Source organism: Methanoregula sp. UBA64 (assembly GCF_002502735.1).
Classification (GTDB): Archaea; Halobacteriota; Methanomicrobia; order Methanomicrobiales; family Methanospirillaceae; genus Methanoregula.
Genome location: NZ_DAQC01000001.1, coordinates 835,401 through 848,153 on the forward strand (window position 1 = coordinate 835,401; position 12,753 = coordinate 848,153).

Annotated in this window: 12 protein-coding genes; 6 read left to right on the plus strand and 6 right to left on the minus strand. The window is 54.8% G+C overall.

Features of this window, described 5'->3' with window-relative positions; genetic code table 11:
• Positions 1 to 48 precede the first annotated feature (48 nt).
• From BP758_RS04025 to BP758_RS04035, 3 genes are read left to right on the plus strand one after another with little or no spacing between them, the layout of a single operon-like run.
• Complete coding sequence (locus BP758_RS04025) at positions 49 to 423, plus strand: ferritin family protein (RefSeq protein WP_292368938.1); 375 nt, start codon at positions 49 to 51, stop codon at positions 421 to 423.
• Between the two features lie 2 nt (positions 424 to 425).
• The gene (locus BP758_RS04030; RefSeq protein WP_292368939.1) at positions 426 to 1,214 is read left to right on the plus strand and encodes a family 1 encapsulin nanocompartment shell protein; all 789 of its coding nucleotides are present in this window, start codon (positions 426 to 428) and stop codon (positions 1,212 to 1,214) included.
• Positions 1,215 to 1,255: 41 nt separating this feature from the next.
• Entirely contained in the window at positions 1,256 to 1,639 is a 384-nt protein-coding gene (locus BP758_RS04035; RefSeq protein ID WP_292368941.1) for a hypothetical protein, read from the plus strand.
• A 324-nt stretch (positions 1,640 to 1,963) separates the two neighbouring features.
• On the opposite strand, the gene queC is transcribed toward BP758_RS04035, so the two are convergent.
• The 6 genes from queC to BP758_RS04065 all read right to left on the minus strand — a co-directional run bounded on the left by queC (position 1,964) and on the right by BP758_RS04065 (position 7,778).
• On the minus strand, positions 1,964 to 2,611 hold the full coding sequence (gene queC, locus BP758_RS04040) for a 7-cyano-7-deazaguanine synthase QueC (protein ID WP_292368943.1): 648 nt from the start codon (positions 2,609 to 2,611) through the stop codon (positions 1,964 to 1,966).
• Positions 2,612 to 2,746: 135 nt separating this feature from the next.
• Entirely contained in the window at positions 2,747 to 3,283 is a 537-nt protein-coding gene (locus BP758_RS04045) for a chemotaxis protein CheW (RefSeq protein WP_292368944.1), read from the minus strand.
• A gap of 13 nt (positions 3,284 to 3,296) precedes the next feature.
• Entirely contained in the window at positions 3,297 to 4,775 is a 1,479-nt protein-coding gene (locus BP758_RS04050; RefSeq protein ID WP_292368946.1) for a methyl-accepting chemotaxis protein, read from the minus strand.
• A 367-nt stretch (positions 4,776 to 5,142) separates the two neighbouring features.
• Positions 5,143 to 5,682, minus strand: a complete 540-nt coding sequence (locus BP758_RS04055) for a chemotaxis protein CheW (protein ID WP_292368948.1) — start codon at positions 5,680 to 5,682, stop codon at positions 5,143 to 5,145.
• 15 nt (positions 5,683 to 5,697) lie between these two features.
• Positions 5,698 to 7,149: a methyl-accepting chemotaxis protein gene (locus BP758_RS04060; protein WP_292368950.1), complete on the minus strand. Its 1,452-nt coding sequence runs from the start codon at positions 7,147 to 7,149 to the stop codon at positions 5,698 to 5,700.
• Between the two features lie 32 nt (positions 7,150 to 7,181).
• Complete coding sequence (locus BP758_RS04065; protein ID WP_292368953.1) at positions 7,182 to 7,778, minus strand: acetate uptake transporter; 597 nt, start codon at positions 7,776 to 7,778, stop codon at positions 7,182 to 7,184.
• 524 nt (positions 7,779 to 8,302) lie between these two features.
• Between BP758_RS04065 and BP758_RS04070 the strand changes: the two genes are divergently transcribed.
• The 3 genes from BP758_RS04070 to BP758_RS04080 all read left to right on the plus strand — a co-directional run bounded on the left by BP758_RS04070 (position 8,303) and on the right by BP758_RS04080 (position 12,645).
• Positions 8,303 to 10,372, plus strand: coding sequence for a PAS domain-containing protein (locus BP758_RS04070; RefSeq protein WP_292368955.1), 2,070 nt, complete (start codon positions 8,303 to 8,305; stop codon positions 10,370 to 10,372).
• Positions 10,373 to 10,464: 92 nt separating this feature from the next.
• Positions 10,465 to 10,842 (plus strand): response regulator, encoded by a 378-nt coding sequence (locus BP758_RS04075; RefSeq protein ID WP_292368957.1) that lies wholly within the window; start codon positions 10,465 to 10,467, stop codon positions 10,840 to 10,842.
• A 168-nt stretch (positions 10,843 to 11,010) separates the two neighbouring features.
• Positions 11,011 to 12,645 carry a hypothetical protein gene (locus BP758_RS04080; RefSeq protein WP_292368959.1) on the plus strand — a complete coding sequence of 545 codons (1,635 nt, stop codon included), beginning with the start codon at positions 11,011 to 11,013 and terminating at the stop codon, positions 12,643 to 12,645.
• Positions 12,646 to 12,753: the final 108 nt, after the last annotated feature.

A 12,753-nucleotide genomic window follows, 5' to 3' on the forward strand; every position in this document is an offset into this window, starting at 1 on the left:
ATTTAAACAGGGCGGGATACAACTCTCAAGTACAATCAGGTGATAGTAATGCCAGACTTTTTAAATCCGTTCAGCGGCAAGGTCCCGGACCGGAAACTGACCAAAGAGGAACTCATCCGGGCTGTCCGGCTCGACGTTGCCGGGGAGCTTGAAGCGATCCACGGCTATATGGCGCATGCTGATGCTACCGATAACGAACTCGCAAAGGCGGTCCTTACCGATATCGCCGATGAAGAGCGCGTGCATGTCGGGGAACTCTTACGGCTCCTTTCCATCCTGACCGGCGACGAGGATGAATTCTACAAGAAAGGAACGCTCGAAGTAGATACCATGGCAGGTAAGGTTGGGGCAGCCGGCGCAGGTGTACCGGCGGCAAAAGAGGAATCGACCATTGGAGCGCTCAAACCCTTAAAGGAGGCTTAATCATGGCAAACGCATATCTCGGACGCGAAGATGCACCCATCGGTGCAGAGACCTGGAAACTGATCGACGATGTGGCAGTTCAGGCAGCAAAGAGCCAGCTGGCCGGGCGCCGGCTGCTTGCAGTGGAAGGACCATATGGCTTCGGGCTTAAGGCTATCCCTCTCGGGGACTATGCACTCGAAGACGGGATTAGCGCGAGCGTCTCGCTCCCGCTCTCCCTGATCCGGACCGATTTCTCGCTTGCAAAACGCGACCTCGCATCCTTTGAGCGTGACCACCTGATCCTCGACACAGCCCCGGTTGCCTGTGCGGCAATGGACGCAGCGGCAAAGGAGGACAAGATCATCTTTGCCGGCCTTGCCGGGACCCCGGGCCTCCTCAATGCCGAGGGTGCAGGCTCAATGACTCTGTCCAAGTGGGACAAGGTCGGCGCGGCAGCAGACCAGATCATCGATGCGGTCACCAAACTCGACGCAGCCGGGTTCCACGGCCCTTACAGCCTCGCGCTCGCACCGGCGCAGTACAACCTGCTCCTCCGACGCTACCCGCAGGGTGACGGCACCGAACTCGAACACATTACCTCTATTGTGGGTGATGGTGTCATCAAGGCGCCGGCACTCAAGAAAGGCGGCGTGCTCATTGCTTCGGGCAGCCAGTATGCCTCGGTTGCTATCGGACAGGACCTGGCCGTAGGCTATAACGGGCCGGTCGGCGACCTGCTCGAGTTCCAGATCTACGAGAGTCTTGCCCTCGTGGTCCGGGCACCCGAATCGATCCTCATCCTCAAATAATCCCCTCTTTTTATCGGGTACCGCGGCAAGGTACATTTATCATGTATCCGGGAATTTCGAGACTCCTCATTGGCGGATGTACCTTCCTCGTTCTTGCGGCATTTGTGCTCGGCGCCGGCTGCTTAAGCGAGACGGTGGCAAACGATACATCGTCGGGCACGCTCCATGCCCATTTCGAGCATGCAGATTCGTGGTCGCCCGGCCTTGGCTGTTATGCACATACAACCGGCTATGTGTACAATGCCGGGAATATCTCGGCAGATAATGTCCTGCTCAAGATGAACCTGGTAAATATCAGGACCTCTGCAATCCGGGATTCCCGACAGATCTATATCGGTACGCTCGCACCCGGCAAGACCCGGCCTTTTGAGACGAATCTCGATGGCGAGTGTTCGCAGGATTACCAGGTAGAGGCGTATCTGTAACAAGGGAAAAAAAGAGGGCCGGGTTTTCCCGGTTTTACATATTCCGTTTTTTTTGTTTCAGGAGAGAAACATCGATTTGGAAAATGCATCCCCCCCTTGGGCTACCAGACCCCCGATGGGGACGAGGCGCAATTGCGATAGTGGGGGCATTACCTGTACATAAATAAGGTAAATGAAAATCATCGGATTTTTTAGCTCTGCGTACAGGTCAGCACCATCGCAATTGCGAGGATGCCTCTGGCGAGCGGGGGCGACAACCAAAAAAGCGGGCCCATCAGGCAAATTTTACCGGGCCTGCGACAGGAAAAAAGCGGATGCCTATTATTAATTATCCAGCGGATCCCTTGCCCCCGCTTCCTCAAATGCCTCGTGCCTTTCAGTGCAGGCGCCGCACTTCCCGCAGGGGCGCTCTCCTCCCTTGTAGCACGACCAGGTAAGGGAATAATCCACGCCAAGGGCAAGACCCTTTTTGACAATATCCCCCTTGGTCAGGTTCACGTACGGCACACGGAGCGTGAGGTCTTTCCAGTCGCAGAGATGAAGGGCGGTTTCCATAGCGCTCACAAAGACCGGCCGACAGTCCGGGTAGATGGCATGGTCCCCCGAGTGGGCTGCGTAATACAGTTCCTGCGCCCCGATACCGATTGCATACGAGGCGGCAAGGCTTAAAAAAACCATGTTGCGGTTCGGGACTACCGTCTGTTTCATCGACTCCTCGGCATAATGGCCCTCGGGCACATCCAATTCTGTCCGGGTGAGGCTCGACGGGGCAAGATCGCCCAGCACCGATATGTCGGCAATCTTCTGGGGGATTTTGAGTTTTTCGCAGGTGGCTTTCGCGCACCGGATCTCCTTTTTGTGCTTCTGGTGATAATCGAAGGTCAGGGCCGAGACTTCGTAGCCCTGGTCCAGCAGATCGCAAAGGAGGGTCGTGCTGTCGAGTCCGCCCGAGAGAATAAGTACTGCTTTCACCTGTAATGCCCCTGTTTGATAGTACCGGGTATCTTCCCATCCTATAATAAGGAAATCCCCGCGGGGGATAAAAATTCATGGCAGGAAAAAGCCCGCCAGGCACTCCCGGTTTGCCGGTAAAAAAAGATTGCAGATTCAGAGCCCCGAATCCAGATCGCCCAGCAGCTTTTTTATGTCGATCCAGATGATGAGCTCGTTTATTTCCTTATCCTTTACCTTCGCCTTGCGCTTGATAATGCCGATGATGGCTGTATCCTCGTGGCTGATGGATGCGGAGGTGTGATCGACCTGGTTTCCCTCGAATGTGGAGACCGAGGTCACATCGTCAACAAGGATCCCGATCTTGGACCGGGTGACCGTATTGTCGAGGACAATGATCCGTGAGGCTTCGAGCGACTTGGTGCTCGCATCGGTGATATTGAGCCGGTGCTTGAGATCCACGATCATCGTGATCTCCCCGCGGAGGTCGATGATCCCCCGGACATAGTCCGCAACATTGGGGAGCTTGGTGATGTTCGTGTACTCGACGACTTCCTTGACATCGAAAAGGTCGATGGCAAAGTGCTCGTTTCCCAGTACGAACTCCACGACCTGGATGGTGGAACCCTGATCCATCCGCCGGGGGGACGAGTCCTGCATGGCAGCCTCGGGTTCGCGTGCCTTTACAGACATGGGCGCCACCCGGTTAGTCTACCTTGAACCTGCGGTTGGCGTTCATTGCCTCGACCGCGACATCGTTAACCACCTGGACCATCCTGGTGATCTCGTCAAGGGCGGCTGCTGACTCTTCGGTTGCGGCTGCTGCATCGCCGGCCTCTTTTGCAGTCTGTTCGATGAGCTGTGCTACCTCGTGGACACTGGCCGTGATCTCCTCGGTGGTTGCAGCCTGTTCTTCGGTTGCGGCAGCAACTTCCGAAGCGCTGTTTGCAACGGTCTCTACGGCAACCTGGATCTTCTTGAACGCGCCGACTGCATCGGCGGATGCAAGGGTACCCTTACTGACCAGCTCTTTGGAGACTTCCATTGCCTCCGTTGCTTTCTTTGTCGCGGCATTGAGGTGCGTGATCATCTCTTCGATCTTCTCGGCGCTCGAACGGGACTCCTGCGCAAGGGACTTGACCTCGGATGCAACCACGGCAAACCCACGCCCGTGTTCCCCGGCCCGGGCAGCTTCAATAGCCGCATTGAGTGCCAGCAGGTTGGTCTGGTTTGCGAGATCACGGATGAGACCGATGATCTTGCTGATGTCGGCCATCTGTTTGCCGATCTCCATGACAATCCCGTGCACGTTTTCCGAGGACTCGGAAATCTCGGACATGTCCTTATTGATGGTATCTGCAAGAACGGCACCGTCTTTTGCCGAATCATTGGCGCTCTTTGCCTGGTTGGTGACACTCTCCATGCTCGAGGTAATTTCCTCGACTGCGGCGCTCATGTCCTGCATGGCCTTGGCGATCTGGTCGACGCCACCGGCAGCTTTCTGTGCGTTCTCGCTGACACCGCCGGCATTCTTTGCAATCTGGTTGACACCCTTTGATGCGTCCTCAATGCTCTTGTTCGCATTGTCCGCAGTCGAGGTCAGGTTCTCCATCTTCTGGTTGATGTCGCCGATGTTCTTTTCGAGGCTGACAACGATCCCGCGGACAGCGTCGCGGAGTTTGGTGATCTGTTCGTGCACCTTTTTTGTGTCATCGTCGGCTTTCGTGATCTCGTACCTGACGGTAAGATCGCCCTCTGCCATCTTGGTATAAACCTGGCTTAACGCGACGATCTCTTTTTCCATGAAATCCTGCTGTTTGGTGAGTTTGGTGACATCGTGGAAGACGATGTAGATATAGGCAACCTCGCCTTTTTCGTTTATTATGGGGATATTTGCCCGCTCAAGCACGTGCATACCGGTCGGGCCGTCGGTGACTATCCCTCCGAATGCCTTCTTTTTCGAGGCGATTGCATCGGTATAGGATTTGCCGGACTCTTTGAGGTATTTAACAAGACCCTGGGACTTGAGATCCGTGATCTTAAGCGGCATCAAGCGATCGACCGTATACCCGAACAGTTTGGCAAAAGCCGGATTGATCTTGACAAACCTTAAGTCCTTATCGATGAGAACCTGCGCAAGCGGGTTGTATTCAAACATCAGTTCGTAGTCTTTTAGTTCAACCATGTCCACATCACTCCACTATAGTAGTTGTTCCGCATCCTACCTGTACGATTCTCATAGGGATATATATAAATCCAACCGAATCTGACTCGGGCACCAAATCTGCCCCGGTATAACGACAAACCGGTTTTCCGGTTACACCAGTCCCAAGAGTAAACGGGAAGACCAGTTCCCGGAAACCAGACGGGGAGACGGCGGACCTATGCCAGAAAAAAAACGGAGCTTGGTAAAAAAGCGAACGGAGGGGAAGATCTCCCTCCTTACTCTGCATACCGGGAGGCGAACTTTTTTTTAGGGATCGTGCAGACCCTGAACGGGGGCAGAGGGCCGCAATATTGTATGCCCTCTCCCAAACGTTCCTCTTCATTCATCAGGTCATCGTCGTATCCAGATCGTCAAGAAGTTTTTTTATGTCGATCCAGATGATGAGCTCGTTTACCTCCTTGTCTTTGACTTTGATCTTGCGCTTGATGATACCGATAATAGAGGTGTCCTCGTGGCTGATGGATGCGGAGGTATAATCGACCTGGTTGCCCTCGAACGTGGAGACCGAAGTCACATCGTCCACAAGGATCCCGATCTTGGACTTAGTAAGTTTGTCGTCGAGAACGATAATCCGTGAAGCCTCGATGGACTTGGTGCTCGCATCGGTGATATTGAGCCGGTGCTTGAGATCGATAATCATGGTGATCTCGCCGCGGAGATCGATGATGCCGCGGACATAGGGCGCGACGTTGGGGAGTTTTGTGATGGTCGTGTACTCGACCACTTCCTTGACGTCGAAGAGGTCGATGGCGAAATGCTCGTTTCCCAGCACAAACTCCACGACCTGGATGGAGGATCCAAGATCCGCCTGAGCGGCGGCCGGACCCTTCTCCTGGGTAACAGGTTCACTTGCCTTTGCAGACATGGCGGGTATCCCCCGTTATTCCACCTTGAACCTGCGGTTGGCGTTCATTGCCTCGACTGCGACATCGTTTACGGTCTGGATCATCCGGGTGATCTCGTCAAGGGCTGCTGCGGACTCTTCGGTTGCGGCAGCTGCATCGCCGGCCTCTTTTGCGGTCTGTTCGATAAGGTGGGCAACTTCATGAACGCTCGCGGTGATCTCCTCGGTGGTTGCGGCCTGTTCCTCGGTTGCGGCGGCGACTTCGGAGGCGCTGTTTGCCACGGTCTCGGCAGCGGACTGGATCTTCTTAAAGGCTGCAAGGGCCTCAGCAGATGCCACTACGCCTTTGTTGACCAGTTCGTGGGAGGCTTCCATAGCATCGGTCGCCTTCTTGGTGGCGGCATTGAGGTGCGTGATCATGTCCTCGATCTTCTCTGCGCTGGAACGTGACTCCTGTGCAAGGGATTTGACCTCGGATGCAACCACGGCAAACCCGCGGCCGTGTTCCCCGGCCCGGGCAGCTTCGATAGCCGCATTCAGGGCAAGCAGGTTGGTCTGGTTTGCGAGATCGCGGATCAGCACGATGATCTTGCTGATGTCCGACATCTGCTTCTCGATCTCTTTTACAATGCCGTGGACATTATTCGTTGCCGTGGTGATCTCGGTCATATCCTTGTTGACCGTGTCGGCAAGGATGGCACCTTCCCGTGCAGAATCATTGGCGCTCTTTGCCTGTGTGGAGACACTCTCCATGCTTGAGGTGATTTCCTCGACAGCTGCGCTCATGTCCTGCATGGCCTTGCTCATCTGGTCCACGCCTTCGGCTGCTTTCTGGGCATTCTCGCTGACTTCGCCGGCATTCTTTGCGATCTGGTTGACACCCTTTGAGGCATCCTCGATACTCTTGTTCGCGTTGTCCGCAGTCGAAGTCATATCGGTCATCTTCTTGTTGACGTCACCGATGTTCTTCTCCAGGTTGATAACAATTCCCCGGACTGCATCGCGGAGCTTGATGATCTGCTCGTAGACCTCTTTTGTGTCATGGTCGGGTTTGGTGATCTCGTACCTGACCGTGAGATCCCCCTCAGCCATCTTGCTGTAGACATTGCTGAGCTCAGTGACCTCGTTTGCCATGTAGTCGGTCATCTTCACGACACCGGTGATCTCGTTGTAGGTGATATAGACAAATTTTACTTCACCCTTCTCATTGAGGAGGGGAATGTTTGTCCTGATGACTACATGCAGGCCGGAGGCGGTCTCCATAGTACTCTCCCCGGAGGTCTTGCGCCGTGTACTTAAGGCATCAGTTACCGACCCGCCCGAATTTTTCACGTATTTTATCAGGTTCTGGTCCGCAAAATCGCTAAACTTCATAGCGAGCAAGCGGTCCCGGCTAAACCCGGTCAGCTTGCAGAATGCATCATTGACCATGACAATTCTCTGGTTGACCTCAACCACTGCCTGTGCGAGAGGGTTTTTCTCAAACATCTCCGTTAAATCCTGTAATTCTACCATTGTTTTCACCCAAGTCTGACTACGGTTTCTTTCCATACTTCATTCATAATCTGTCCAAGGCCGGTGTACATTGCGGCGAGCCCGCAGAGGATCCCCACAAGTCCGGCGATCATAATAACTGTGCTGTTTCCGAGCGCATTTCCTGCGATAAGGAGCAGGAAGAGCAGTGTCAGGAGACCGAATACCACCTGCATTGCTTTTGATAACCGGAACGTTATCAGGAACATTCCGAGGGTAAAGAGGCCCCAGATGCCAAGGAAGCAGACCATGCCCTCCTTACTCAACGGTGCGCCCCAGCCCCACAGGGGCATAAGGATCAAAAACACCAGCGAGATCCAGAAGAACCCGTACGAGATAAATGCCGTCATCCCGAAGGTGTTGTTCTTCTTCCATTCCATGATCCCGGCAATTATCTGGGCGAGGCCGCCGTAGAAAATTCCCATCGCAAAGACCACGGAGCCCATGGCGAATATGCCGGCATTATGCATGTTGAGGATGATCGTTGTCAGCCCGAATGCGAGAAGACCCAGTGCTCCCGGGTTGCCGGTAGTGTCGGTGATCTTGATCTCGTTTTTGAATACCTGGTCGATCTGTGCTTCCATGATTACCACATCGCTTTGATCTCTTTGCTTGCATCGATCCCGGAAGTATGAAGTATCTGGTACAGAATCCGAGCTCTTCCCACAGCCGCTGTGCATGAAGGACACGCACAGGTACATTCATTGCAGGGAAGTGTCTCCTCTCCGGCCCATTTCCCGGTTATCATCATACTCTAGTCATCTCCGAATGCTTCACCCATAGTTCGCATGGCAAAATACCGGTCCAGCCGGTCTGACAGTTCACGCATGCGCAGGAGGTTCTCTTTGAGTCCGTCGCGCTCTACCGGATGTACCGATGACGGTGCATCAGAATTTTCTGTTACGGTTTCCCGTGGGGTCATCGTCCTTTCACCAGATTTTTGTTATGTGTTCCCCAATTTTGCCATGCATATTTTTGGGGCTGATCATCACTGTGCAAAATATTATTTATAAGCATAACTAAATGCAAAGCAGATAAGCAAGGCAGATAAGAACTTTTTATAATTGAATTGCTGACAGATGGTAAGGAACCGGAGTAAGCGGGAATCATGGAAGAGTACCAAAACGAGATAACCCGGATCAAGGAGACACTCGAACAGCACCCGGAAGGTCTCAGTATAACCGAGATCGCCGGATTACTCGGGATCAACCGGAACTCGGTAGCCAAGTATATGGATATTCTCCAGATTCAGGGATCGGTCGATGGGAAAAAACGGGGTACATCAAAGGTCTATTATATCTCCCACCGGCTTGCGGTGGATTCATTGCGGAAAGTCTGCAGTCTCCCGTTCGTGATGCTCGATCAGGATACCCGGGTTATCGAATATAACTCCCCGTTTACCACCCTGACCGGTACGTCTCCCGGAGAGATCGCGGGACAGCCTTTCGACAAACTGCCGTTCCGGTTTACCGCGGGGGATGATGCCAGGCAGACATTCAGGATGGCATTTAAGGGGATCGAGCAGCACGTACATGCCCGTATCCTCACCAACAGCCATGAATACCCGGTCAGCCTGGATATGATCCCGGTTGTGTTCCCGACCGGGAAACCGGGGGTCGCAGTACTTGTTGAAGGATCCCGGGATCCCGCCGGTAACAACAGGGAGGGAGAACCTTCGGGAAACAATTCTCTCGTGCTCCTTGACAACCAGCTCGAATATGTGGTCCGGTACACCCCGGACGGCATCCTCCAGTATGTCAACGAACCCTACTGTCGGGCGATAGGCCGGGCACGGGAGGATCTCATCGGACGGCAGTTCAAACATTTTGTTACGGCCGATGATGCCGAACGGGTGATCAGGAACCGTACCCGCCTTACCGTGCAGTACCCTGCCGGGATGATTGAGTTCAGGGCCATCATGGCAAACGGTGAAGCACGATGGCAACGCTGGTGGGACCGGGCCATTTTCGATGACCGGGGCCAGCTTACCGGCTATCACTCAACAGGTCTTGATATCACCGATGAGATCCAGGTACGGACAAAACTGAAAAAAACGCAGGAGATGCTCGAAGAGACCATCGTGACCCGGACAAACGAGCTCCGCGAGATCAACCGTCAGCTGTACGATGAGATGGCCCACCGGGAAAAGATGGAGCGGCAACTGCTCCTGACACAGTTCGCCATGGATAATGCGGCGGATATGGTTCTCTGGGTGAACCGGAATGCGAACGTGGACTATGCCAACAAGGCAGCAGTCACCGGCCTCGGGTATACTGCGGAAGAATTCTCAAACCTTGCCATACGGGAGTTATTCGCGGTGGCTCCCAAGAAGTCCTGGAACGATGTCTGGCAGGTCCTGACAAACGCCGGCACCATTACGCACGAAGATGTCATGGTACGGAAAGATAAAACCCGTATGCCGGTCGAGATAGTGATCCGGTACATGGAATATCATAATACCGGATTTGCCTGCTGTTTTGCACGGGATATATCGGATCGGGCCCGGATGGAGCAGACCCTTCATCTTGCCAATAAAAAACTCAACGTGCTCGCGAGCCTTACCCGCCATGATATCCAGAACAAGGTTACCGTCCTTTTGGGGTACCTGGCACGGACCTTAAAGCGGGAGCAGGATCCGGTAATTCTGGAGTACCTCAGGCAGCAGGAACAGGCAGCACTGGCTATAAGGGACGAGATCACCGTTACCCGGGACTACAAGGATCTGGGTACCGATCCCCCCGAGTGGTTGAACATCCGCGACGTGGTTGCCACTGCGGTCGCACCGTACGGCCAGGGCCCGGTCGTTTTCGATATCAGCCTGCCGGATCTTTTTGTCTATGCCGACCGCCAGATGGAGCGGGTGTTCTCCCGTATGATCGAAAACGCCGTCATGGCAACACCGCTGCCTCGGGTTATCCGCATATCCGCTCACGAGGAGAAGTCGCAGATGGTGATCTCGGTCGAATATGGGGGCCCGGGCATCTGCGCCGAAGACAAGGAGCAGATCTTCCGGCCCGGCTGCAATGTTTCCGGGATGCGGGGGCTCTTTATCATTCGCGAGATCCTGTCCCTGACCGGGATTTCGCTCTTCGAGGCCGGGGAAACTGGAAAAACGATCCGGTTTGAAATGGGTATACCACCGGAATCGTTCCGCCGGGAAAACCCGTCGCCGGCTTGAACAAATGCGCTTTTACTTATGGTATCCCCTTTGAGAATTTCAAATATCATCCTTTTTATAGCAAAACCGGCAATTTAGTGACTATCGTTTAAATGACGCGAATTCTCATTGTCGATGATGATACGGATATCCTGGGGCTTCTCCGGCTGGAATTTGAGGATGACCCCGGGTGCAGCGCAGATACGATAAATGATGCAGGAAAAGCGCTGGAACTGATCCGGTCGCATTCCTATGACCTTATCATCACGGACTGGAGGATGCCGGTAATGAACGGTACGGAGTTTGTCGGTGCCGTGCGCAGTCAGGGCTGTAAAACCCCCATCGCACTCTACAGCGGGAAGGAATGCGATCAGGAGATCAGGGACGCACTCGATGCAGGTGCCGAGTGGTATGTGGGCCGGCGGGGAAATCCCGAACAGGAGTTCCCGGAGCTGAAGCGGATCGTGCAGGAGATAGCTTCCCGCACATAACATCAGGATCGACACGATGTTGTCGGTGCTTTTTTGGATTATTTCTAACATTATACGACACCTGCAATCGTTTTCTCAATAATGGCCGGATGTGCCGCATAGTACAAAGACCCGGCTAAAAAGCATATCACGATCAACAACGAATTGTGATCAGGAGCAAGCGTTTTCATGCCGGGACCGTACCTTAAAAGCGGCGAGACCATTGTCCTGACTACGGACCGGGTACTCATTGGAGACAAGGAGTACGATCTCATCCTCACGAGCCACCGCCTTGCCCTCGTGGACAGCGACCATGCCCGGGACCATCCGCAGGTGCTCCCGTTTGCAACCATCCTTTCCGTGAAGGGTGGGAAAACACCCGCACACGAACCGCGTATCACGCTGGTTCTTGTCGATCCTGTCGGTATCGAGGACTCCACTACGCTCGAACTGGTTTTTTCCCAGCAGCCGTACGAAGACCGGAGCGCGGAATGCGAGACATGGGTCAGGAAACTGATCGAGCACATCGTCTCCGACCGCCATGAATCTGCCCCGGCAGCCGCAGAGCAGCAGCCCGTAAAGCCCCAGGTGATCTCTCCTTCGGTCCGGCGCTGGGTAGCCCCCGATATGCCCGGGCCGCATACCACCGTAAGCCAGAAAGGGAAGACTTCTTCAGAAGAGATCCTGTCGGCTCTCCAGAACCCTGCATGGGACGAGGAGAAATCCAGACTTATCGTTCCGGAGGAGGAGCCCGAAGAAGAACCAGAGGTTGCCCCGGAACCGGTAAAAGACGAAGATACCGGGGACGATACCCTGCCCGGGGAACCGGGGGAAGAGGTCAGGGAAGAACTCTCCCTTAAAACAGAGAGGTCGGAACCGGAAACAGGATCCCCCGAGGAACTGCCGGAAGAACCCGCAGCGGAATCCAGGGAAGAAGTTCCCGTAAATAAACCCGTGCCGGATTTACCGGCCACTGCCGTGGAAGATTCGTCAGAGATTCGCGCAGACGATGACGAGCGCGGGATGCAGCCCGGGCCGGAACCTGCCGGGAACGGGCAGTCGGTACCGGTCCTGCCCCTTGATGACAAGCAGCGCCTGATGGCAGAAGACGAACAGGCCCTGCTGGGGAAAGAGCCAGAGGTGGCGGCCACACCGGAGCCCCTGCCAGTTCCCCCGGCCGTACCAGAAGTCCGGTCCGGCCTGCCGGACACGGTGGTCTTCCCGGTTCTTTTGGGGCAGACGGATCGTGAGGAAGCCCCGGCGCCCGATAAGAACAACCCCGATCACGCTCCGCCGGATGACACCAAAGAGCCGCAGCCGCCATCCCCAAAGGCCCCGGTGATTTCGGTCCGGGGAATTGCCGCGATCGTCATCGCTGCAATTGTCATTGCTTTCCTTGCCGGGGCGGTATTTGTCCTGACGACACAAGGCAGTCACGAAGGGACGACACCCCTCCCGGTCACGCCATCGGTCTCTGTAATCCCCACAACCGTCCCGGACACTCCGGCAATTCCCGGGACCGGCGTCTGGGTCCGGGTCACGTATAACGGGACTTTTTACGGGAAGTACGGGAACCCGGGCGGGCTCCGCGAAGTACGGGGAACCGGCGACCGGTTCTACCCCATAAAGGACAGCACGGGGCTGGTGCAGGCATCGTTTGAGAAGCTGGACGATTCGGGAGATACCCTGACCGTCGGCGTTTATCATAACGGCACGCAGGTCACACAGGTGGAGAAACGGATGCCCCGGGCCACCATCGCAATTCTTGTCGACCCGGCGACCGGGAATGCACCGTACGTCCCGGTGACTACGGCTGCAGCGTAAAAACAGTTTTTTAAATAACTGCCCGGCAAGGCATACCAACACAGATTCATAAAAAATAACAGAATGGAACGTCTCTTGCCAGGTCTGTGGCAAATGCGATGACTCGCC